Here is a 22,041-nt window from a genome sequence, read left to right as displayed (position 1 = left end):
CGCGAGACCGCGCCTCTCTGTTTTTGCGCGTCGGCGGCGATCGCCGGCGCGGATTGCAAATGTTCGGGGTGGGCCGGGCCCACCCCGCGCATCCTACATGCCGTCGAGGCCCTTGCTGACCAGAATATTCACCGCAACGCGGCGATTCTGGGCCTTGCCCTCGACCGTGCTATTGTCTGCCGCCGGGTCGGCTTCGGCCATCCCGGTGGGGGTCAGCATACGATAAGGCTTCCAGCCGCACGCCTGCTGCAGGTGATTGACGACGCGGCTTGCCCGCTTTTCGCTCAGCACCTGGTTGAGTTCCTGGCTGCCCGTCGAATCGGTGTAGCCAACGACCAGCAACAGGGCGTTGTCCATGCCCTCGGCCTGACTTGCCGCGCTGCACAGATCGGCTTTCGCCTGCTCGGTCAGCACGGCCTTGCCGGTGTCGAAGTTCACGTTCGTGGTGCCCTTGACATTATACTGGTCGATATCGCCCACGCGGCTGCGCAGTGCTTCGGTGGCGGCCGTCTGTTCGGCAAAACGCTGGTTGGTGCCGGTGTGGATCATGTTCGCGGTCCGGAGATCCTTGTTCTTCAGGACGACCTGGTTCGCAACCAAACCTCCATCCCACTGCAACGTCTCGACGGTGACCGGCAGGCCGTTGAGCAGCGAGTTCGCGGCGAGCTTGTCGCGGTCGAGGCCCAGGAAGCCGCCGCTGCTCTTGATCTTCGTGTAATCGGCGATCGCGATCGCCGTATTGTTGCCGTCGGCGGTCGTGACCTGCATCCGGCCATCGCTGCGCGCGGAGATAATGCCTTCGACCTTCGGACCCTTGGTCATCTGGTCGGGCGAGGGCAGCTCGGCGGTGACGGTCGCCATCGGCTCGGCTTCGGTCGTGTCCTGTGCGGCCAAAGCCGCTGGTCCGGCCAGCATCGCCAATGCCAGCATTGCCCCGGAAGTCTTGAAAACGGAACCCATACGCTACTCCTTCTGTTGGATCGGCAGGGCAGCGCGTGTCCACTGGCCCCTTCAGGCAGAGCGACTCTCGATGAGGGCGAAAGTTGCGCGGGTTGTCGGGCCAGTTGCACGGGACGCCGACAATATGGGGCGGTTCAGCGCTTTTGGCGCTCGCGCGCCCGTATAAAGCCCTCGCGAGCCGTGCAGCGCGCGAGCCACGACTTGGTCGCGTCGCCGAGCACGTCGTCGGCGCTAAGCGTCGTCGCGAGGAAGGCGGCATAGCCGATCGCGATGTCGGCGTTGGTGAACCGGCCCGCGACGAGCCATTCGCGCCCGTCGGCGAGCGCGGCCTCGATGCTCTTCGCCCGCCCGCCGAAGAAGGCCTTATAGTCCTCGACCGCTTGGTGCAGCCGCCGCTCGGGCACTTCGACGCGGGTGTAACGGATCATGATCGCGAGCGGGAAGGTCAGCGTCGCATCGCTGCGGTGCAGCCAGTTGCGGGCATCCCAATAATCGGCTTCGTCGCGGCGGACCTCGAGCGGCGTGCCCTCCGCGATGCGCTCACAGATCGCGGCGGACTCGGTCATCAATCGCCCATCCTCGACCCAGCCGGGAATGGTCATGAGCGGGTTGATCGCACGATAGTCGGGCTCGAACGCGCGCGGCGGGAATTTCAGCAGCTTGAGGTCGACGTCGATCCCGGCCTCCTCGACCGCCCACAGGCAGCGCAGCGAGCGCGCATCGGGACAATGATACAGAATGGGGAGTGTCATGCGGCAACCTCCTTCGGCCGGTCGATATGGCGGCGATGCTCGCGCCAGGCGATGAACAGGCCCGACGCGACGATCAGCGGGGCGCCGACCCATGTCGTGTCGGCGGGCAGGGTGCCGAAGAACCACCAGCCCGCGGCAATCGCCCAGAGCAGGCTCGAATAATCCATCGGGATGACGACCGACACGGGGGCGAGGCGCAGCGCCCCGGTCAGCGACATCTGGACGATCGCGCCGAGGAAGCCGAGCCCGGCGAGCAGCAGCCATTCAGGACCGTCGTGCGGCGTGATGACGAAGGGCAGGGCGATCCCCAGCGGGATCATCGAGAGCAGGCTGAACCAGAAGACGATCGTCGCGGCATTTTCGGTGCGGCCGAGGTCGCGCACCGCAATCGTGATCAGCGCGGTCATGATCGCGCCGGTCAGCGCCACCAGCGTGCCAAGGCCGTGCTCGCCGCCGAACCCGCCGGCAAAGCTCGCCATGGGGTTGAGCACGACGAGCACGCCGACGAAGCCGATGATCACCGCGCTCCAGCGCTGCCATCCGGTTGCCTCGCCGAGCAGCAGTGCGGCAAAGATGACCGCGAAGATCGGCACCGACAGGCTGATCGTCGTCGCCTCCGCCATCGGCAACAGGATCATCGCGCCGAAATTGCACGCCATGCCGGCGAGGCCCATCAGCATCCGCCGGGCGTGTGCCCCGATCCGCTGCGTCTTCAGCGAGGCCAAGCCACCGGTCGCCATCACCCAGACGAGCAGGAAGGGCAGCACGAGCGCCTGCCGCCAGAACAGGCTTTCGACGACGTGGATTCCCGCGGCGTCGATATATTTGACCAGCACGAACATCAGCGACAGGCTGATCATCGCCAGCAGTCGCAGCCCGATCCCGCCCAGATAATTCTGCGGGGCCGCCGTCGACGGGGGCGCGGAGGGGGCGGGGAGGGGCGCGTCGCTCATGCGAAATTGCGCATATCAGCCCGGCCCGCGCGCGCAACCCGTCATCCCTCTTGCCCCGTCCCCGCAATCCGGCTAGTGGCCCACTCCGGCCTAGGGGTATAGCTCAGTTGGTAGAGCATCGGTCTCCAAAACCGAGGGTCGCGGGTTCGAGTCCTGCTGCCCCTGCCAGGCCGCCTTGAAGAGGCCACGTCCTCCCCGCGCGATGCCGCGGGTTTCAAGTCCGGGGCGGCCCGGCAGTCCTTGAAGGAGGCTGCCATGGCCTGGGTATATTTGACGATCGCCGGACTTTTCGAAATCGTGTGGGCCTATTCGATGAAACAGTCGGAGGGTTTTACGCGCCCCGGCGCGACCGCGATCACGATTGGCGCGATGATCGTGAGCTTCGCCTTGCTGTCGTTTTCGATGAAGTCGCTACCGCTCGGCACCGCTTACATGATCTGGACCGGCATCGGTGCGGTCGGCGCGTTCCTCGTGGGCATCTTCGTCCTCGGCGAACAGGCGAATGCGATGCGCATCGGCGCGGCGATCCTGATCGTCAGCGGCCTGCTGCTGATGAAGCTGTCCTCGCCCGCCTGAACTGGCACGACCCTTAACCAGCGAGGCCACGTCCTCCCCGGCGCCTTTTTTCGCAAAGGTGCCGGTATCAGGTCCGGGACGGCCCGGCGACTTCGAAGGAGGCCGCCGTGCTGTCCCAATCCGTCTCCGGCGCCCATGCGGCGTCGTCATCCGCGCTATTGCTCGAATATCTTCCGATCCTGATCTTCCTCGGGGTCGCGCTGGCGCTGTCGCTGCTGTTCGTCTTCCTGCCGATGGCGGTGTCGCGCTTCACCGGCGCGCATGCACCGGACAGCGAGAAGCTCTCCGAATATGAATGCGGCTTCCCCGCCTTCGAGGCGCCGCGCAAACCGTTCGACGTCCGCTTCTATCTCGTCGCGATCCTGTTCATCATCTTCGACCTCGAGGCCGCCTTCCTCTTTCCCTGGGCGGTGGTGGTCGACGATCTCGGCTGGGAAGCGTGGGGCGCGATGATGGTCTTCCTCGGCATCCTGACCATCGGCTTCATCTACGAATGGAAAAAGGGCGCGCTCGACTGGGACTAGTCGGCTTTCCTCCCGAGCACGAGGCGATTGCATGATCTTATAATGACAAGTATCATATCAATGTAATACCAATTTTCATCTGGGGGAATGATGATGCGCGGTGGATGGGGATGCCGGTTCGGTATGGCTTGCACGGCGCTTCTGTCGTCGTCCGTGACGGCGCAAGAAACGCCAAAGGGTAGCTTCGAACTCGTCTGGGCCGACGAATTCGACCGCGACGGCGCCCCCGACCCCGCGAAATGGAACTGGGACATTTTCGCCAACAAGACCGGCTGGCACAATGGCGAGCGGCAATATTATGCGGCGGATCGACCCGAAAATGCGCGGATCGAAAACGGCCGGCTGATCATCACCGCGCGCAAGGAGACGCTGTCCGACCGCGCCGACCATGGCGGGCAGGGCTATAGCTCGGCGCGGCTGACCACGCAGGGCAAGGCCGAATTCACCTCCGGCCTGATCGAGGTGCGCGCGAAGCTGCCGTGCGGCGAGGGGCTATGGCCGGCGATCTGGACGCTCGGCGCGACGACGCCCTGGCCCGACAGCGGTTCGATCGACATCATGGAGTTCGACCGCAAGGCGTCCGCGGTGACGGGCACCGTCCATAACATCTCGACCAGCGGCACCGCCGGGAATGGCGGCAGGGTCGATGTTGCGGATGCGTGCGGGGCGTTCCACGATTATCAGCTTTTGTGGACGCCGCGCGAGCTTCGCTTTGCGATCGATGGCAAGCCTTATCACCGCTATGCCAATGCCGGGACCGGAATGGCGCAATGGCCGTTCGACAAGGCGCACTATCTGATATTAAGCCTTGCGGTGCGGGGTGCGGACGGCGAGGTCGCCAACGACGCGATTTTCCCGGCCCGGTTCGAAATCGAGCATGTGCGCATATACAGGCAAAGGCCGCGCGGATCAGTCGCGGTTGATGGCGCGGGTCAGCAGGTCGGCGACGCGGCGGTGGTCAGCAAGTGACGGGTGGCCGTGGCATCCGCCCAGGTCGAGCGCGGTCAATCGCAGCGTTTCTACGCGGCCGCCTAGCGCGGTTTCCAGTCCTGCCGCGACCTGTTCGACCTGCGCGAAGAAGAGGTCCGATCCGACCAGGATGAAGCGGGCCTGCGGCTGGCGCGCCGCGAGATCCTCGACGAAGGCGGTATAGCGGCCGCGATAGGCGGCCTCGAGCGCCGCCGTATCGGCCCAGTGCTCGCCGGGTTTCAGCGCGGTCGAAAAATCATTGCCGCCAAGGTTGATCACGATGGTCTGCGGGCGCCAGCCGGCATCGGCTGCGGCGGGCGCGGCGTCGCCGGGGATCGCGCGCGGATAGAGGAAGGGCAGGCTCTCGCCCGGCACGTTGCCGTCATAGTTGCGGACCATTCCGAAACCCGAAAAGGCGTTGATGCGATAATCCGCATCGAGCGCGCGCGCCGTGAGCGGACCGAAGGCCTGGCTGGTGTCGGTGCGGTCGTGCACCTCCTCGCCGGTACAGGCGGTCGTCGCGGACATGTTGCCATAACCGACGGTGAAGCTGTCGCCGATGAACTCGATCCGGCGCACGCGCGGACGCGGCGCGAGCGGCTTGCCTGCCACCTCGAAGGCAATGAAACGGCTGGCGCCCGCCTGGCTTTCGGTCAGCTTTTCGACGCGCACGATATGCGTGCCCGCCGCCAGTCCGCCGATCACCGTGTCGACCTTGCCCGGCGCGCGAAAGATGGCGCGCTCGACCCCGTCGATCGACACGCGGATATGGTCGGTGGGCGCCGCGAACCGCACCCGCACGGCGGTTCCCTCGAACCGGCCCTCGATATAGACCCCCGGCCAGCCGAAATCGACGCCGCCTTCGGGCGCCACGACTACGCGGCCGCCGATGTGGACGGGAAGTGGAACCCACCGGGGCGGCTCGGGTGGAGCCGCCCCGGTGAGCATTAGGACGAGCAGCGGGAAGGCCGCCGCCCTAATCATGCAGAATGTGGAAAATGCCGGGCCCGGGCTGGGTGACCCCGCGCGCCAGCCGTGCCAGCGCCCCGTTGTCGACGCGCGCGGCATCGGCCAGCTCCACCCGGAACCGGCCGTGCAGCGTCTGCACCGCCTGCACATTGGCATTGCCGCCGAGCGCGTCGAGCAGGTCGGCGGGAAGCGCGGATGGTTCGGCGCGCCCGGTCGCGGGCTTGCTGACGATCGGGGCCGAATGGCCTCCGCCTGCCGCCAGCGCTCCGCGAATTTCCTCTGCAACGAGATCGGCGATCGGTCCGAGCACGACCTGTGCGGCGTTCTCCGACGGGCGGATGATCCCGCGCGCGCCAAGCGCCGACAGCGCGGCGTCGTCGACCGCATCCTGGTCGGCGACGATCAGCCGCAGGCGCGTGGTGCAGGCGTCGACGCTGACGAGGTTGGCCGTCCCGCCCAGCGCCGTGACGAAGGCATCGCCGCGTGCACTCCCTGCCGCCTGGACGGTGGCTTCGGTGACTTCGCCCTTCTCACGCCCCGGCGTCGCCAGATCGAAGCGCCGAATGAAGAAACGGAACAGGCCGTAATAGAGGAGCGCGTAGACCGCCCCGATGGGGAGCAATAGCCAAGGCCGCGTCGCGAGGCTGAAGTTCAGCACATAGTCGAACAGGCCTGCCGAAAAACCGAAGCCGAGCTTTATGTCGAGCGCGTTCATCAGCGCCATCGAGGCGCCGGTGAGCAGCGCGTGGATCGCGTAGAGCAGGGGCGCGACGAACATGAAGGTGAACTCGATCGGCTCGGTCACGCCGGTGAGGAAGCTGGTGAAGGCCAGGCTGAAGAGCATCCCGCCGACCGCCTTGCGCCGCTCGGGCCGCGCTTCGTGATACATGGCGAGGCACGCGGCGGGCAGGCCGAACATCATCACCGGGAAGAACCCGCTCATGAACGCGCCCGCGGTCGGATCGCCCGCGAAGAAACGCCGCAGGTCGCCCGTCGCGCCTTCGAAATCGCCGACGACGAACCAGGCGGCGTTATTGATGATGTGGTGCAGCCCGGTGACGATCAGCAGCCGGTTGAGCGCGCCATAGACGAAGAGGCCGATCTCGCCCGAGGCGACGACAGCCCGGCTCGCCGTATCGATCGCGCCGCTGATATGCGCGTAGCTGTAGCCGACCAGCGCCGCGAGCAGCAGCCCCGCGACCCCGCTGGCGATCGGCACGAAGCGTCGGCCGCCGAAGAAAGCGAGATATTCGGGCAGCGCGATCGTCGCGAACCGGTTGTAGAAATGGCCGCCGATCAGCCCCGACAAGATGCCGACGGGCACTTCGAGCCGGTCGATCAGTCCGACCGCCCATTGCTTCGCCGTCAGCGCCGCCGCGGCCTCCGGAAGCCCCGCGCCGATGTCGGGCGGCGGGGTCATGAAGGTCTGCGCGCCGTTGGTGGTGACGAAATAGCAGACCACCCCGGCGAGCGCCGCCGCGCCGTTGCCGTCGCGCGCGAAGCCGACCGCGACGCCGATCGCAAAGAGGATGCCGAGATTGTCGAAGATTGCGGCGCCCGCGGCCGAGATGAAGGCGATGTCGAGCAGGTCGGGCTGGCCGATGCGCAACAGCAGGCCCGCGATCGGCAGCACCGCGATCGGCAGCATCAGCGCGCGGCCGAGCGGCTGGAGCGCTTCGAGTATCTTCCTCATCGCCGTGTCTCCTCGAATGCGCGGGCGAGCGCGCGAACCTCGGCCGCCGACTTGCATTGCAGCGCAAGTTCGGCGTGCGCGCGCGCCTCGACCAAGGTCAGGCCGCGCACGATCTGTTTCGCTTCGGCGACGAAGCCGGGGACCGCCGAGAGTTCGGTGATGCCGAGGCCGATCAGGATCGGTAGCGCCGCGGGATCCGACGCAAGGCCGCCGCACACCCCAACCCAGCGTTCGTGGACGGCGGCGAGGCGGCAGGTTTCGCCGATCATGCGCAGCACCGCGGGGTGCATCGCGTCGACCCCGGCGGCGACCGCCGGATTGCCGCGGTCCATCGCGAGCACATATTGGGTGAGGTCGTTGGTGCCGATCGACAGGAAATCGGCTTCGGCGGCGAGCAGGTCGGCGGTCATCGCAGCCGCGGGCGTTTCGACCATCACCCCGACCTCGACCGGCGTCGGGATGCCCATTTCGCCGCGCAGCCGGTCGACAAGCGCGCGGACCTGACGCAGTTCGTCGAGGCTCGCGATCATCGGGATCATGATCTTGCACTGGCCGACGGGCGCCACGCGCAGGATCGCGCGGAGCTGCGTTTCGAGGAGATCGGGCCGCGCGAGCGCGACGCGGATGCCGCGTTGGCCGAGTGCCGGATTTTCCTCGGCATCGATCGGGATATAGGCGGCGGGCTTGTCGCCGCCGATGTCGAGCAGGCGAATGATCACCGGCTTGCCGGCGAGCGCGTCGGCAATTCCCTGATAGGCGGCGTGCTGCTCGTCCTCCGACGGCGCGGTGTCGCGATCGAGGAACAGAAATTCGCTGCGCACGAGCCCCGATCCTTCGGCGCCCTGCGCCGCGGCGAGCGCGGCATCCTCGACGGTGCCGATATTGGCGAAGACTTCGATGCGCGTGCCGTCGGCGCTGTGGCAGGCATCCTTTGCCGCCACCTGCGCCGCTTCGCGCCGGGCATCGCGCTTTGCCAGCCGCGCCGTAAACGCATCGGCGTCGGCGGCCGACGGGTGGGCGGTGACATGGCCCAGCTCGGCATCGAGCAGCAGCGGCGTGCTGTCCTCGACCGCACCGAGCGCATCGCCCATCGCGACGAGCGCGGGCAGCCCCATGCCCGCGCACAGGATCGCGACATGCGAGGTCGGGCCGCCGCGCGCGAGGCAAATGCCGGCGGGCTTCGCCGCCGCGAGCGTGACGAGCTGCGACGGCAGAAGGTCGTCGGCGACCACGATCGCCCCCGCCGGGACCGCGGTCCCGTCGAGCGTGGTGCCGGTCAGCGTCGCCAGCAATTGCCGCTCGATGTCGACGAGGTCGTCGACGCGTTCGATCAGGTGGGCGTTGCCCGTCGCGCGGATCGCGGCGATCTGGTCGTGGATCGCGCCGCGCCAGGCGAAACCGGCGCTGTTGCCTGCCGCGATCCGGCTTTCGGCGGCGGCGAGCAGTTCGGGGTCGTCGATCAGTGCGAGATGCGCCTGCATCACCGACGCGACGCTGCCGCTTGCGCTGTCGGCGCGCGCCGCAATGCTGGCGCGCACCTCGCCGCGCGCGGCGAGCAGCGCCGCGCGTTCCTCGACCGCGCCCGTGCCCTCGCGCGCAACCGCGATTTCGGCTTGCCGCAGCCGCGCCGCCGGTCCCATGGCGAGCCCGGGGGAGGCGATGACCCCGCCGATCTGTCCCGCACGAAGCGATGCGAGGGGAGCGGCCGCAACCGATGCCGCCGCAGGCTTGCCTTCGCCCATATCGGTCGCGAGCAGCGCGACGATCGCCGCCAGCGCCGCCTCGGCATCGTCGCCGCGCGCCTGCACCACCACCTCGTCGCCGAACGCGGTGCCGAGCGCGAGCAATCCGACCGTGCTGCGCGCATCGCCGCGCTTGTCGCCGTTCAGCAGATGCACGTCGGCCTCGAAACCGCGCGCGACTTCGCCGATCCGCGCCGCGGGGCGCGCGTGAATACCGTGCGGCAGCGACAGCGTCACCGCCTGCTCGACCACCGTGCCGTCGTCCGAGCGGCGGCGCGTTTCGGCCTGCACGGGGACGAGCGTCATCAGCGCCTCGCACGCGCCGATCGCGGCGTCGGTGGTGCGGCGGCTGATCGCGAACGCCTCGGCATTGGTCACGATCACCGGGGTGATCAGGCTCGTCGCCGCGAGCGCGACCGCGTCGAGATCGAAACGGATCAACGGGTCGCCGCGCGTCACCGTCTGCCCGGCCGCGACCAGCGGGGTAAAGCCGTCGCCCTTCAGCATCACCGTATCGAGCCCGATATGGATGAGCACTTCGGCGCCCTCGGCGCTGCGCAGCGACACCGCATGGCCCGCATCGTGGATCGTCACGACCTCGCCGTCGAAGGGCGCGACGACCGTGTCGCCGAGCGGCTGGATCGCGACGCCGTCGCCCATCATCCGCTGGGCAAAGACCGGATCGGGAACGCTGTCCAGCGTCGTCGCCCATCCTCTGAGCGGAGAGGTGATGATCAGGCTCATCGATTTAATCCCCAAAACTTCCGCCGCTTGTTTGTGCGGCTTGTGTATCATTGTGCGGCGTGAGCCAGGTCCGATGCCGTTTCGGGGACGATCCATCCCCCGATCCATGTCGCGCGCGGATCGAGCCCGGCGTCCAACCACACCCAGTCGGCGCGCTGCCCCGGCGCGATCGCGCCGATGCGCCCCTCCAGCGACAGGAAAGCCGCGGGTGTCGCGCTCGCCATCGCCGATACGTCGGGCACGGGCAGGCCGGTGACCTCGACCGTCTTGCGCAGCGCCGATGCCATGTCGAGGTGCGTTCCCGCGAGCGTGCCGTCCTCGAAAATACAGACGCCGTCCTTCACCGCGATGCGCTTGCCCTGCAGCGTGAATTCGCTGACGTCGGTGCCGACGCTCGGCATCGCGTCGGTGACCAGCATGATGCGGTCCTTGCCCTTCGCGCGGACCGCGAGCCGGACGACCGCGGGGTGCAAATGCACGTCGTCGACGATCAGCCCGCAATAAGTGTCCGAATCGAATGCCGCCCCGACCGCGCCGGGCTGGCGGTGGTGGAGCGGCGACATCGCGTTGAACAAATGGGTGAAGCCCGAAAGCCCCGCGCCGATCGCGCGCTGCGCCTCGTCGTAGGTCGCGTCGCTGTGCCCCGCGCTGACGATCACGCCATGGCGGACGAGGGTGCGGATATCCTCCTCGTCGCACAGTTCGGGCGCGAGCGTCAGCATCACGCGGCCGCGATGCGGTGCGGTAAGCGTCGCGAGGATGGCGTCGTCGAGGCGGCGGATACGATGCGCCTCGTGGATGCCGCGCTTCACCTCGTTGATGAACGGGCCTTCGATATGGATGCCGACGACGCCGGGCACGCCCCGTTCGATCGCCGCGTCGACCGCGGCCAGCGCGGCAGCGATCTGCGCCGGCGTGTCGCTGATCAGCGTCGGCAGGAAGGCAGTGGTGCCGAAGCGCGCGTGCGCTGCGCCGATCGCGGCGATCGCCTCGACGTCGACCTGGTCGTTGAAGAGGACGCCGCCGCCACCATTGACCTGCGTATCGACGAAGCCCGGCAGCAGCCAGCCGCCGCCGAGATCGATCTCGCGGTCCGCGGGCTTGTCGCCGGCGGCGGACACGGCGGTGACGGCACCGTCGGCAACGGCGATATCCGCCGCGCCGACGGCGCCGCCCGGCAGTGCGACCCGGCCGTTGTGGAAACGAAAGATCATAGCGTCTCGGTAACCTTGTTGAGATGCGGAGGCGAGTCGGGGTTATGGCCGCGTGCCAGCGCCAGCGCGCTCGCCATGCGGTAGAAACTCTGGATCATCAGGATCGGCTCGATCGCCGGATGCGCGGCGATCACGGGCAACTCGCCGCCTTCGGGGTCGGCAAGCAGGACGGTGGCGCCCCGGCCGCGGAATTCATCGGCGACGGTACGGACGCCTGCGGCGGCGCGGTCGGTGCCGCCGAACGCGAGGACGTGAAAGGCCGCGCCGACGATCGCCATCGGGCCGTGCCGCACTTCGGCGGCGCTGAAGCTTTCGGCGTGGAGCCCCGAAGTCTCCTTGAACTTGAGCGCCGCCTCCTGCGCCACCCCCAGGCCATAGCCCCGCCCGAGGACGAACAGGTTGGTCGCGTCCCGAAACGCGCCGACCGCGGGCGACCAGTCGAGCGCGAACGCCTTCATGAGTTGGGCGGGGAGGGCGGTCAGCGCGGTTTCGAGCGCCGCGTCTTCCGCCCACGCGGCAACCAGCGCCGCGATGGCGGCGAGCGAGGCGATATAGGATTTGGTCGCCGCGACCGACCGCTCGACCCCGGCCGAAAGCGGGATGACGACATCGGCGAGGCCGGCGAGCGGCGAGCCGCCGGCATTGACGAGCGCGACGACGAAAGCACCGGCGTCGCGCTGTTGCTCGACCGCGGCGAGCAGGTCGGGGCTTTTCCCCGACTGCGAAATCGCGAGGCACAACCGGTTTCCGGCGACGGCGGGCGCATCATAGAGCGAGGCGATCGACAGCGCCGCCGATGCGGTTGGCGTCCCCGTCATGGTTTCGATCAGATATTTGGCATAGGTCGCGGCGTGATCGGACGATCCGCGCGCGCAGGTGACGACGGCGACGGGGGGCGAGGTGCGCAGGCGCCGGCCGATTGCAACAAACGCCTCGCGATTCGCGGCGAGCATCGCTGCAACCGCTGCCGCCGCCTCACCCGCTTCCCGTTCCATCAGCGTCTGTCCGTCACCCGCGGCGTTCGGCGTCATGTCATCTTGTCTCCGGATCGGTGACATGTCGCCACTCGATATATTGGTACTATATAGGTTATATAGGTCTCATCAAGAGGTATGTTTTGAAAATCAGATTTTGATGATCCAGCGCTTGCGACGCAGCCATTCCATCGCCCCCCAGATCAGCAGCATATAGAGGATGACGGGCAGCAAGGAGGCGATCGGATCGCCCAGCGCGTCGCGCACCGCGCGGAACGGCAGCAGCAACAGATCCCACGTCACGACGCCCGCGGTCACCTGGTGCAGCGTATAGGCAGCAATCGCGTTGGCGCCGAAGGCAAGCATCGCGGTCGCCGCGACACCGGGTTCGCGGCCCTCGCGGTCGAGCCGGTGGTGCAGCAGCGCGAGCGCGAGGATCGTGATCCCGCTGGTGACGAGCACGAAGCTGCTCGACCAGATATCCTTGACGATCGGGAAGGCGAGGCTCCACGCGCCGCCGATGGCCAGCATCGCGGCGCCGATAATCGCAAGCTGACGGCCGGCCGGGCCGTTGCGGCGAATCAGCATCTCGCCGATCGCAACCCCGATCAGGCCCTGCGCGATCGCGGGCAGGGTGCCGAGAATGCCTTCGGGATCATAGCCTTCCGGCCCTTTCGCATAGAGATGATTGCCGAGGAAAAGGCGGTCGACCGACGCGATGAAATTATGCCCGCGGACCCAGATATCGGTCGCAAGGCCGTCGAGCGAGGGTAGCAGTGCAAGCGGCCAATAGGCGGCGAGGATCGCCGCGGCGATGATCATCCGTGCGCGCCCCCCCGCGAGCAGGAACAGCAATGCGCAGGCGCAATAGACCAGCCCGATTCGCTGCAAGACGCCGAACAGACGCCAGTCGCCCGACGCGAAGCTGGTGAACCAGTACAGGTTGCTGAGGATGAAGCCGAGCAGGAGCAGGCGGCCGGTGCGGCCGAAGATGTGGCGGCGCTGCGCCGGATCGAGCTTCGCCTCGCGCATCGAAAAGGGGATCGCGATCCCCACCATCGTCAAAAATCCCGGAAAAACGAGGTCGGCGAGGGCGAGTCCGTCCCAGCTGACGTGCAGCAGGATCGGTGCGACGTCCGCCTCGGCTCCATATTTCATCGCCGCCGCCGAGTTCACGAGGATCATTCCCGCGACGGTCAGCCCCCGCAGCACATCTAGTGAAATCAAACGCATGGCCTTGCCTCCCCCGTTGCGGCCACTCCCGCCGCCAGCATCTTTGCCCTGCCATAAATTTGCAATGGACAGCGTGCTGGATTTGTAGTCTATTGGTAATAGTCCAAGGACGCAATTGGTCTTATAGAGATTGTGGGAAGGCAATCTGGGCCGTTCGGGATGGGGGAAAATAAAAATGAACAAGGGGCCTGCCACTAGTAATTCTGTTCGCCGCGGTCTGCTTCAGGGCATCTGCGGCGCCGCGCTCGCCAGCGCGATCACGCTCCCTGCAGCGGCGCAGGACGGCACCGCGCCGGTCGCGGCCGATGAGGAAAATTCGGACGACATCGTCGTCACCGGCATTCGCGCCAACCTCGAATCGGCGCAGAACCGCAAGCGCAGCGCCGATACGGTCGTCGATTCGATCACCGCCGAGGATATCGGCTCCTTCCCCGACAAATCGGTCGCCGAAGCGTTGCAGCGCGTTCCCGGCATCACCGTGATCCGCTTCGCCGGCACCGACGACACCTCGCACTTCTCGGCCGAACCGTCGGGCGTCATCGTTCGCGGTCTCAACCAGGTGCGTTCCGAATTCAACGGCCGCGATACGTTCAGCGCCAATTCGTCGCGCGGATTGAGCTGGCAGGATATTTCCCCCGAACTGCTCGGCGGCATCGACACCTACAAGAACCAGACCGCCGACATGATCGAGGGCGGCATCGCGGGCACGGTCAATTTGCGTACGCGCGTGCCGTTCGGCCAGGACGGTCGCCTGATCTCGATCTCGATCAAGAACACTTATGGCGACATCGCCAAGAAATCGACGCCCGAAATTTCGGGGATCATCTCGAACCGCTGGGAAACCGGGATCGGCGAGATCGGCCTGATGATCAACGGCGCCTATTCGCACGCAAAGACCTCGAGCCAGGGCATCCAGTTCGAGCGTATGGGCATTTTCGACGGCGTGTTCGGGCCGGGCAAGCAATATGTGCCGAGCGGCATTTACATGCGCGAAAATGAATATGACCGCAAACGCTATGGCGCGGCGGCGGCGTTCCAGTGGCGCTCGAACGACGGCGATATGGAACTGACCGCGCAGTATAATCGCTCGCAATATAACAACAGCTGGCGCGAATATGCGGTCTTCTCGTCGGCTTTCTATGCCGACCTTTACGGCCAGCCGAGCGACTTCACCTTCATCGACCCGTCGCTGGTCGCGCCGCTCCAAGGTACCGCGCCGTTCGCCTTCGATGCCGACGGCAATTTCCAGAGCGGCTGGTGGTCGGCGATGCGCCCCTATGTCGGCGACAATCCCGGCGACGAACGCGGTCTGGGCCTGAACCAGAACGGGCAGGCCTTCTTCAATCGCTGCTATTCGTGGGAAGGCTGCACCAACGGCCGCCGCGCGCCGCAGGTCGACACCGCCGCCAACGCGTTGCGCAACCGGCAGGTCACGCAGGATTTCGGGCTGAACTTCCGCTGGGACGTCAGCGATCGCGTGCGGGTCACGCTCGACGGCCAATATGTCGATGCCAGCGTCAGCAACTATAACGCGTCGGTCACTTCGCGCAGCTATGCCAATACCTTTGTCGACCTGTCGGGCAAATATCCGACGCTGACCTTCACGCCGACCCGGGCGGATAACATCAATCTTTCGCCTGGCGGGCTGACCAATCCCAACAATTATCATTTCTATTCGGTCACCGACCACACCGAGGACAGCGACGGCAAGGAAGTCGCGCTGCGCGCCGACGTCGAATATGAAGTCGATTCCAGCTGGCTCAGCGCGATCAAGGTCGGCGCGCGCTATGCCGATCGCGACCAGACGGTGCGCTGGGGCGCATATAATTGGGCGAATATCTCGAACACCTGGACCTATACACAGGCGCCCTATTTCAACACCGACAGCCCGGTCTATCCTGCGGGCGCGACGCAGATGCGCACCTTCGGGAGCGATTTCTTCGCCGGCAACCAGATGAACCACCAGTCCTTCATGTTCTTCAACATGGACAAGCTGGTGAACCGCGAGGATCTCGCGGCGACGCTGGGACGCCCGTCGATCGGCGTGGGTGACTATTATCCGGTCTGCTCGAACGCCGGCTATCGCGCGGGCGAAACGATCACCAAGAAATATGGCTGTTACCTGCCGAGCGAGGTGCTCAAGGTCGGCGAACGGACGATGGCGGCCTATGCGATGGCGAAGTTCGGGGGCGATGGCCTTGCGATCGGCAATATCGGCATTTCGGGCAACCTCGGCGTGCGCCTGATCTGGACGCGCAACGATACCCAAGGCGCGACGACCTTTGCCAATCCGTTCACCGCCTCGCAATTGACCTGCGATCGCGCGGTCGTCGATGGGCGCCCGACAGCGACCTCGGGCTGCGTGGTGACGGCAAAGGAACTCGCGTTCAACAATGGCGCGACCGTGGCCGACACCACCAAGGCCAATCACTTCCACGCCTTGCCCAGCTTCAACGTCAAGTTCGACCTGACCGACAAGCTCGTGTCGCGCTTCGCCTATTCGCGGGCCATGTCGCGGCCCGACTTCGGATTGCTGCGCAACTTCCTGACGATCAACCGCCTGTCGCCCAATCTCAACGACCTTTCCGATCCCAATGTGACGAGGAATTCGGCGGGCGAGGCGATCGCCTATGACTGGCAATATACGGGCAAGTCGGGCAATCCCGGGCTGAAACCGATGACCGCGGACCAGTTCGACCTGACGCTCGAATATTATTTCGGCCGGGCGAGTTCGTTCACCGCCACCGCTTTCTACAAGAAATTCTATAATTATATCCAGGCGGGCCAGTTCAGCCTCGAGGTCAACAATGGCGGGGTCACCGAAACGGTCCGGCTCGAACGGCCGGTCAACGGCGACGGGGCCAAGATTTATGGCGCCGAATTCGCCTTCCAGACCTTCTTCGACTTCCTGCCTGCACCGTTCGACGGCTTCGGCGTGCAGGCGAACTACACCTATGTGAAGAACAACGGGATCGAAACGGTCAACCTGACCAACGAGACCGCCGGCGGGACCGCGGGCGGCGGGATCACCTACGAGAACAGTACGGTCAAGCCGAACGCGCTCGAAGGCATCTCGAAGCACAGCTACAACCTCGTCGGCATGTATGAAAAGGGGCCGGTGTCGGCGCGCGTCGCCTATAACTGGCGCTCCAAATATCTGGTGACCGCGATCGACTGCTGCGTCGGTTTCCCGATCTGGCAAAAGAGCACGGGCTATCTCGACGCCTCGCTGCGCCTCCGCGCGAGCGAGCGGATCGAGTTCATCCTCGAGGCGACGAACCTGCTCGGCACCGATACCGTGCTGATGCAGCAGGTCGACTCCGACGGGCTGCTCAAACCGAACGCGTGGTTCAAGAACGACCGGCGCTATCAGCTCGGTGTGCGGCTGAACTTCTAAAGGGGGAGCGGCGCCAGTCCCTCTTCGGGCTGGCGCCGGCTTTCTCCAACGCTAAGCTGGGTCAAGATGGGGGACAAATTCGATCTGGTGATTGTCGGCGGCGGGACCGCCGGCTGGATGTGCGCCGCGGCGTGCGCCGCGAAGCTCGATCCTGCTCGTTTCCGGGTCAGGCTCGTCGAATCCGAAGAGATCGGGACCGTCGGCGTCGGCGAAGCGACGCTGCCGCAAATGAAGGACTTCAACGACTTCCTCGGGCTCGACGAGGTCGAGTTCATGAAAGCGACGCAGGCCAGCTTCAAGCTCGGCATCGAGTTCGTCAACTGGGGCCGCCAAGGCCACAACTATGTCCATCCCTTCGGCACCTTCGGCCGCCCGATCGGTGAGGCCGACTTCTTCAGTTACTGGATCCGCGCGCATCGCGCCGGTACCGCGGCGTCGCTCTTCGACTATTGCTTCCCGATCGTCACCGCGCTGCAGAACCGCTTCATGCTCCCGAACGGCGACTGTAGCGACGTGCGCAACGCCTTCGCTTACGCCTATCACCTCGATGCCTTTCTCTATGCCCGCTACCTGCGCGGCTGGGCTGAGGCGCGCGGGATCGAGCGTGTCGAGGGGAGGATCGTCGGGGTCGAGCAGGATGGCGACAGCGGCAATATCGCGGCGTTGACACTGGCGTCGGGGACGCGCGTCGCGGGGGACCTGTTCGTCGACTGTTCGGGCTTCCGTTCGCTGCTGCTGGGCGCAACGCTCGGCGTCGATCTGGAGGATTGGTCGCACTGGCTGCCGTGCGACAGCGCGCAGGCGGTGCCGTCGGTGCGCTCGGCCGATTTCACGCCCTATACGCGCTCGACGCGGCGCAAGGCGGGCTGGCAATGGCGCATCCCGCTCCAGCACCGCACCGGCAACGGCTATGTCTATTCGAGCGCCGACATCTCGGACGACGAGGCGGCGGCGACCTTGCTTGCCAATCTCGACGGTGAAGCGCTCGCCGAGCCGCGCGTGCTGCGTTTCAAGGCGGGCAAGCGCGAACAGGCATGGGCTAAGAATTGCATCGGCATGGGGCTCGCCGGGGGCTTCCTCGAACCGCTCGAATCGACGAGCATCTACCTCGTCCAGATGGCGATCATGCACCTGCTGACGCTGATGCCCGACAGCCCCGCGATCGACCCTGCGCTGCCGGCCGAGTTCAACCGCGTGATGGACGTCGAATATGATCGCATCCGCGATTTCCTGATCCTCCACTATGTCGCGAACGAGCCCGACGCGCCGTTGTGGGAACGGGTGACGGCGATCGACCTGCCCGACACGCTTGCGGGGAAGATCGAACGCTTCCGTCACCGCGGCCATGTGCAGGCGTATCGCGACGGGCTGTTCGGCCCGCCGAGCTGGCAGGCGGTCTTCGTTGGGCAAGGCTTCGAACCGCTCGCCGCCGATCGCCTCGCCGACGCGCTGCCCGCCGCGACGCTGGACGAGCGGCTGTCGAAACTTGCGGCGACGATCGCCGATGCGGCGGCAACGGTGCCGTCGCACGCCGACTTCATCGCGCGCTATTGCCCGGCGCCCGCACCATGACGAACGCGGTGCAGCAAGTGATCGTCTACGGCGGCGGGATCGCGGCGGCGATGGCGGCGCTCGCGGTCAGTCGCGCCTTCGCGCGGCTTGGCACGCAGGTGACCTGGGTCGATACGGGCGAGGCGTCAGCGCCGCACGCCGCGCTGGTCGCGCCGCCCGATCTTGCGGCCTTCCACCGCCTGCTCGGCATCGACGAGGACGCGTTGGTCGCGGGCGCCGCCGCGACGATCAATATGGGGCAGCAATTCGCCGGCTGGTCGGGCGGCGACGACGCTTTTCTCCATGCCTATGGCGATGCGGGCAGCCCCTTCGCGTCGCTGCCCTTCGTCCAGCACTGGACGCGCGCGCGGCAGGCAGGGTTGCGCGTCGCACTGGAGGATTTCTGCCTCGCCGCCGCGACCGCCAAGCAGGGGCGCACCGGCGCTCCGCGCGATGCGGCAACGCGGCAGGCGGTGAAGCAGGGCTGGCACCTCGACGGCGCCGCCTATGCGCGGCTGCTGCGTGCGGCATGCGAAAGTGTCGATATCCGCCTCGTCTCGGGCGAGGGCGCGATTTCGTGCGTCAGCGATGCGCGACTGGACCGGATCGAGCTTGCCGATGGCGAGCCCTTGCGCGCCGACCTGTTCATCGATGCGGACGGGGCGCTGATCGCAGCACTCGATCCCGATAGCGCCGTCGAACAAGCGGGTTTTTGTGACCGCATGATCTGCGGCTCGGCGCCCGCATTCGATCCGCTGCCGCTCTACAGCCGTGTCGCCGCGCACCCCGCCGGGTGGCTGGCGATGATCCCGCTATCGAACCGCACCGCAATCGAGTTCGCCTATGACGGCGGGCTGTTGTCCGATGCTGATGCGCCGGCGGCGCTTGCCGCTGCGGTGGGGCGGCCGGTCGATACGGGTCCGCCGACGCCGCTTGCAGCCGCCGCGCGCCCGCGCCCCTGGGTCGGCAATGTCGTTGCGGTCGGCGCAGCGGCGGGCGATGCGCCGCCACTCGACGGCGGCGAGATGCTGCTCCTCCAGCTCGCGATCGCGCAGCTTGTCCTGCTCTGGCCGATCGATCGCGCCGTGATGCCCGAAGCCGATATCTACAATGAGGAAATCGCGGGCGCCCGGGCGCGCGTCGCCGATTTTACCGCGCAGCATTTTCGCCTCAACGCGCGCGTCGGCGAACCCTTCTGGGATGCTGCCCGCGCGGCGTCGATCTCGCCCGAACTGGCGGCCAAGATCGACCTGTTTGCCGCGCGCGGCATGTTCGCGCATTTCAATCACGAGGCGCATGTCGAGGACAGCTGGGCGCTCGTCATGGCGGGGCATGGCGTGATCCCGCGCAGCTTCGACCCGCAAGCGCTGCTCGTCGAGGATCAGGCGCTGATGGCCGAGTTCCAGCGCCAGCTGCGCGCCGTCGCGAGCGATGTTCACGCCATGGAAAGCCACGCCGACGCGCTGCGGCAGATACGCGGGTGAGCGCGTGTCAGCGCCCGGTGCGGCGCATCGTCATCGTCGGCGGCGGCAGCGCGGGCTGGATGACCGCCGCGGCGCTCGGCCGCGCGCTGGCGGGGCAATCGCACACAATCACGCTCGTCGAATCCGAAGCGATCGGCACCGTCGGGGTCGGCGAGGCAACCGTGCCGCCGATCCATGAATTCAACCGCTATCTCGGCCTCGATCAGGCGGAGTTTCTGCGCGCGACGCACGGTACGATCAAGCTGGGCATCCAGTTCGACGGCTGGGGTGGCGTCGGCCATCGCTATTTCCACCCCTTCGGCTATCTCGGCGTCGAGATGTCGGGGATCCATTTTCACCATTATTGGCTGCGCCACCTCGCGGCGGGCGGCGATGCCGATCACGGTCCCTATAATCTCGAAACAATGGCCGCGCGCGAAGGCCGCTTCGCGCCGATGACGCGCCTCGGTCCGGTGCATCACGCGGTCCATTTCGACGCCGCGGCCTATGCCCGCTACCTGCGCAGCTACGCAGAGGAGAAGGGCGTTGTCCGGATCGAGGGGAAGGTCGCCGAGGTTCGCCTCGATCCCGAGGATGGTTTCATCACGGGACTCGCGATGGAGGACGGCCGCGCGATCGACGGCGACCTGTTCGTCGACTGCTCGGGCTTTCGCGGGCTATTGATCGAAGGTGCGCTCCGGACCGGCTATGCCGACTGGAGCAACTGGCTGCCGTGCGACAGCGCGGTCGCGATGCCGTGCGAGGGCGCGGGCGACCCGTCGCCCTTCACGCGCTCGACCGCGCGCGAGGCGGGGTGGCAATGGCGCATCCCGCTCCAGCACCGCGACGGCAACGGCTATGTCTATTCGAGCGCGCATCTGGAGCATCACGAGGCCGAGACGTTGCTGCGCGCGCGGCTGCCCGGCACTCCGCTCGCCGACGCCAACCTGCTGCGCTTCACCGCAGGGCATCGCAAGGCGATCTGGAACCGCAATTGCGTCGCGATCGGGCTGGCGGGCGGCTTCCTCGAACCGCTCGAATCGACCTCGATCCACCTCATCCAGACGACGATCATCCGGCTGCTGGCGCTGCTTCCGCGCGATGCGATCGACCCCCATGTCGTCGCGCGCTTCAACCGCGACGCGCTTCACGAATATGAGACGATCCGCGATTTCGTGATCGCGCATTACGCACTGGCGGGCCGCGACGATACGCCCTTCTGGCGAGATATCGCGGCGGCGCGAATGCCCGACAGCCTTGCCGAGCGGATCGAGGCGTTCCGCGCGACGGGCAACATCTTGTTCGAGCCCGGCGACCTGTTCGGCCCGACGAACTGGTATGCGGTGCTGACGGGGCAGGGGCTGCGGCCGCAAAGCTGGCACCCGATCGCCGACGGCCTGTCCGATGAAGAGCTGGCGTCGCGCCTCGCGACACTGCGCGGACGCGTTGCCGAACAGCTCGCCGAACTGCCGCCGCACATCGATTTTTTGCGGCGGCTCGGTTAGCCGTTCAACTCGGCCACGACGTCATAGGCGTCGCCACGATAGAAGCTCTGGGTGAACTCGGCGGTCCGCCCGTCGGACAGGAAGCCGCGCCGTTCGATGAACAGGCCGGGCGTGCCGGGCTCGATCTCCAGCATGTTCGCCTGTTCGGTGGTCGCCGCGATCGCGCGAAGCCGCTGGAGCGCCCGGACGGGCAGATGCCCTGCCGCCTCAAGCGCTTCATACAGCGACGCGCCCACCGCATCGACCGACGGCAGGCAATAGGCCGGGATCGTCGCAATCTCGAGCGCCATCGACGTGTCGTCGGCGTAACGGATGCGATGGAAGCGGTAGACGAGCGAACCCGGCGACAGACCGAGCGACAGTGCTTCCTCGGGGGTGACCGCGCCTGCGGTCTTGCTCACCCATTTGCTGTGCGGTTTGCGCCCGCGCGAGACCATGTCCTCCGAAAAGGAGGTGAGCTTGGAGAAGCTCTTTTCGACGCGCGGCCGGGTAACGAAGGTGCCCGCGCCGCGGCGGCGCGTGACGATGCCGTCGCTGACGAGTCCGTCGATCGCCTTGCGCACCGTGATGCGCGACACGTCGAATTCCTCGGCGAGGTCGCGTTCGGTGGGGATCGCCTCTTCGGCCTTCACCACCTGCCCCTCGATCGCGTCGCGGAGGATTTTCTGCAGTTGCAGGTAAAGCGGTGTCGGGTCGTCCTTCTGGAGCGGACCCACGCGTTCGATCAATGACAAGGACGATGCTCCACACGATTGCCGGTCATGCCGGTCGATAGGACCAGCCATAACGCAGCATGTGTTGCATTGGTATCCTTAGTTGCGC

17 protein-coding genes and 1 tRNA gene are annotated in these 22,041 nt (G+C 66.5%); 8 read left to right on the top strand and 10 right to left on the bottom strand.

Annotated elements, in window-relative coordinates:
- Window positions 1–93: 93 nt before the first annotated feature.
- From ACIPPQ_RS09470 to ACIPPQ_RS09460, 3 genes are all read right to left on the bottom strand, one after another.
- Window positions 94–960 (bottom strand): OmpA family protein, encoded by an 867-nt coding sequence (locus ACIPPQ_RS09470; RefSeq protein WP_446543859.1) that lies wholly within the window; start codon window positions 958–960, stop codon window positions 94–96.
- A 134-nt stretch (window positions 961–1,094) separates the two neighbouring features.
- Window positions 1,095–1,712 carry a glutathione S-transferase family protein gene (locus ACIPPQ_RS09465; protein WP_446543858.1) on the bottom strand — a complete coding sequence of 206 codons (618 nt, stop codon included), beginning with the start codon at window positions 1,710–1,712 and terminating at the stop codon, window positions 1,095–1,097.
- On the bottom strand, window positions 1,709–2,665 hold the full coding sequence (locus ACIPPQ_RS09460; RefSeq protein WP_446543857.1) for a DMT family transporter: 957 nt from the start codon (window positions 2,663–2,665) through the stop codon (window positions 1,709–1,711). The genes ACIPPQ_RS09465 and ACIPPQ_RS09460 overlap by 4 nt, the downstream gene beginning before the upstream one ends.
- A 92-nt stretch (window positions 2,666–2,757) precedes the next feature.
- Here ACIPPQ_RS09460 and ACIPPQ_RS09455 point away from each other — a divergent pair.
- The 4 genes from ACIPPQ_RS09455 (at window position 2,758) to ACIPPQ_RS09440 (ending at window position 4,734) form a co-directional block, all read left to right on the top strand.
- Window positions 2,758–2,833 (top strand) — tRNA-Trp (locus ACIPPQ_RS09455).
- Window positions 2,834–2,920: 87 nt separating this feature from the next.
- Entirely contained in the window at window positions 2,921–3,241 is a 321-nt protein-coding gene (locus ACIPPQ_RS09450; protein ID WP_446543856.1) for a DMT family transporter, read from the top strand.
- Between the two features lie 110 nt (window positions 3,242–3,351).
- Window positions 3,352–3,765, top strand: a complete 414-nt coding sequence (gene ndhC / locus ACIPPQ_RS09445) for an NADH-quinone oxidoreductase subunit A (RefSeq protein WP_446543979.1) — start codon at window positions 3,352–3,354, stop codon at window positions 3,763–3,765.
- Between the two features lie 153 nt (window positions 3,766–3,918).
- Window positions 3,919–4,734 carry a glycoside hydrolase family 16 protein gene (locus tag ACIPPQ_RS09440; RefSeq protein WP_446543855.1) on the top strand — a complete coding sequence of 272 codons (816 nt, stop codon included), beginning with the start codon at window positions 3,919–3,921 and terminating at the stop codon, window positions 4,732–4,734.
- Here ACIPPQ_RS09440 and ACIPPQ_RS09435 read toward each other — a convergent pair.
- From ACIPPQ_RS09435 to ACIPPQ_RS09410, 6 genes are all read right to left on the bottom strand, one after another.
- A complete protein-coding gene (locus tag ACIPPQ_RS09435; protein WP_446543978.1) occupies window positions 4,675–5,682 on the bottom strand; it encodes an SGNH/GDSL hydrolase family protein in 1,008 nt (335 codons plus the stop codon). The genes ACIPPQ_RS09440 and ACIPPQ_RS09435 overlap by 60 nt on opposite strands.
- A 28-nt stretch (window positions 5,683–5,710) precedes the next feature.
- Window positions 5,711–7,396 (bottom strand): N-acetylglucosamine-specific PTS transporter subunit IIBC, encoded by a 1,686-nt coding sequence (nagE, locus tag ACIPPQ_RS09430; protein ID WP_446543854.1) that lies wholly within the window; start codon window positions 7,394–7,396, stop codon window positions 5,711–5,713.
- Window positions 7,393–9,882, bottom strand: a complete 2,490-nt coding sequence (gene ptsP / locus ACIPPQ_RS09425; protein ID WP_446543853.1) for a phosphoenolpyruvate--protein phosphotransferase — start codon at window positions 9,880–9,882, stop codon at window positions 7,393–7,395. Before ptsP ends, nagE begins: the two co-directional genes overlap by 4 nt.
- A 47-nt stretch (window positions 9,883–9,929) precedes the next feature.
- On the bottom strand, window positions 9,930–11,096 hold the full coding sequence (gene nagA, locus ACIPPQ_RS09420) for an N-acetylglucosamine-6-phosphate deacetylase (protein ID WP_446543852.1): 1,167 nt from the start codon (window positions 11,094–11,096) through the stop codon (window positions 9,930–9,932).
- The gene (locus tag ACIPPQ_RS09415; RefSeq protein ID WP_446543851.1) at window positions 11,093–12,127 is read right to left on the bottom strand and encodes an SIS domain-containing protein; all 1,035 of its coding nucleotides are present in this window, start codon (window positions 12,125–12,127) and stop codon (window positions 11,093–11,095) included. Before ACIPPQ_RS09415 ends, nagA begins: the two co-directional genes overlap by 4 nt.
- Before the next feature lie 93 nt (window positions 12,128–12,220).
- Window positions 12,221–13,303, bottom strand: a complete 1,083-nt coding sequence (locus tag ACIPPQ_RS09410) for an acyltransferase family protein (protein WP_446543850.1) — start codon at window positions 13,301–13,303, stop codon at window positions 12,221–12,223.
- A gap of 175 nt (window positions 13,304–13,478) precedes the next feature.
- Between ACIPPQ_RS09410 and ACIPPQ_RS09405 the strand changes: the two genes are divergently transcribed.
- From ACIPPQ_RS09405 to ACIPPQ_RS09390, 4 genes are all read left to right on the top strand, one after another.
- Window positions 13,479–16,700, top strand: coding sequence for a TonB-dependent receptor (locus ACIPPQ_RS09405; protein WP_446543849.1), 3,222 nt, complete (start codon window positions 13,479–13,481; stop codon window positions 16,698–16,700).
- Window positions 16,701–16,766: 66 nt separating this feature from the next.
- Window positions 16,767–18,272, top strand: a complete 1,506-nt coding sequence (locus tag ACIPPQ_RS09400; RefSeq protein WP_446543848.1) for a tryptophan halogenase family protein — start codon at window positions 16,767–16,769, stop codon at window positions 18,270–18,272.
- Window positions 18,269–19,735, top strand: coding sequence for a tryptophan 7-halogenase (locus ACIPPQ_RS09395; protein ID WP_446543847.1), 1,467 nt, complete (start codon window positions 18,269–18,271; stop codon window positions 19,733–19,735). Before ACIPPQ_RS09400 ends, ACIPPQ_RS09395 begins: the two co-directional genes overlap by 4 nt.
- The gene (locus ACIPPQ_RS09390) at window positions 19,732–21,219 is read left to right on the top strand and encodes a tryptophan halogenase family protein (protein WP_446543846.1); all 1,488 of its coding nucleotides are present in this window, start codon (window positions 19,732–19,734) and stop codon (window positions 21,217–21,219) included. The genes ACIPPQ_RS09395 and ACIPPQ_RS09390 overlap by 4 nt, the downstream gene beginning before the upstream one ends.
- Here the strand turns inward: ACIPPQ_RS09390 and ACIPPQ_RS09385 are convergent.
- On the bottom strand, window positions 21,216–21,953 hold the full coding sequence (locus ACIPPQ_RS09385; RefSeq protein ID WP_446543845.1) for a GntR family transcriptional regulator: 738 nt from the start codon (window positions 21,951–21,953) through the stop codon (window positions 21,216–21,218). The two genes, ACIPPQ_RS09390 and ACIPPQ_RS09385, sit on opposite strands and share 4 nt — an antisense overlap.
- Window positions 21,954–22,041: the final 88 nt, after the last annotated feature.

This window comes from Sphingopyxis sp. LARHCG72, assembly GCF_052871675.1.
Note: the sequence above shows the minus strand (reverse complement) of the source record. Positions and strands in the feature narration are given on the sequence as shown.

What these genes read in the sequence shown, in the direction of transcription:
- nagA (WP_446543852.1), bottom strand. Translation starts at nt 11,096, where the DNA reads ATGATCTTTCGTTTCCACAACGGCCGGGTCGCACTGCCGGGCGGCGCC.
- ACIPPQ_RS09410 (WP_446543850.1), bottom strand. Translation starts at nt 13,303, where the DNA reads ATGCGTTTGATTTCACTAGATGTGCTGCGGGGGCTGACCGTCGCGGGA.
- ACIPPQ_RS09395 (WP_446543847.1), top strand. Translation starts at nt 18,269, where the DNA reads ATGACGAACGCGGTGCAGCAAGTGATCGTCTACGGCGGCGGGATCGCG.
- ACIPPQ_RS09415 (WP_446543851.1), bottom strand. Translation starts at nt 12,127, where the DNA reads ATGACGCCGAACGCCGCGGGTGACGGACAGACGCTGATGGAACGGGAA.
- ACIPPQ_RS09435 (WP_446543978.1), bottom strand. Translation starts at nt 5,682, where the DNA reads ATGCTCACCGGGGCGGCTCCACCCGAGCCGCCCCGGTGGGTTCCACTT.
- ACIPPQ_RS09450 (WP_446543856.1), top strand. Translation starts at nt 2,921, where the DNA reads ATGGCCTGGGTATATTTGACGATCGCCGGACTTTTCGAAATCGTGTGG.
- ACIPPQ_RS09460 (WP_446543857.1), bottom strand. Translation starts at nt 2,665, where the DNA reads ATGAGCGACGCGCCCCTCCCCGCCCCCTCCGCGCCCCCGTCGACGGCG.
- nagE (WP_446543854.1), bottom strand. Translation starts at nt 7,396, where the DNA reads ATGAGGAAGATACTCGAAGCGCTCCAGCCGCTCGGCCGCGCGCTGATG.
- ACIPPQ_RS09465 (WP_446543858.1), bottom strand. Translation starts at nt 1,712, where the DNA reads ATGACACTCCCCATTCTGTATCATTGTCCCGATGCGCGCTCGCTGCGC.
- ACIPPQ_RS09405 (WP_446543849.1), top strand. Translation starts at nt 13,479, where the DNA reads ATGAACAAGGGGCCTGCCACTAGTAATTCTGTTCGCCGCGGTCTGCTT.
- ptsP (WP_446543853.1), bottom strand. Translation starts at nt 9,882, where the DNA reads ATGAGCCTGATCATCACCTCTCCGCTCAGAGGATGGGCGACGACGCTG.
- ACIPPQ_RS09470 (WP_446543859.1), bottom strand. Translation starts at nt 960, where the DNA reads ATGGGTTCCGTTTTCAAGACTTCCGGGGCAATGCTGGCATTGGCGATG.
- ACIPPQ_RS09400 (WP_446543848.1), top strand. Translation starts at nt 16,767, where the DNA reads ATGGGGGACAAATTCGATCTGGTGATTGTCGGCGGCGGGACCGCCGGC.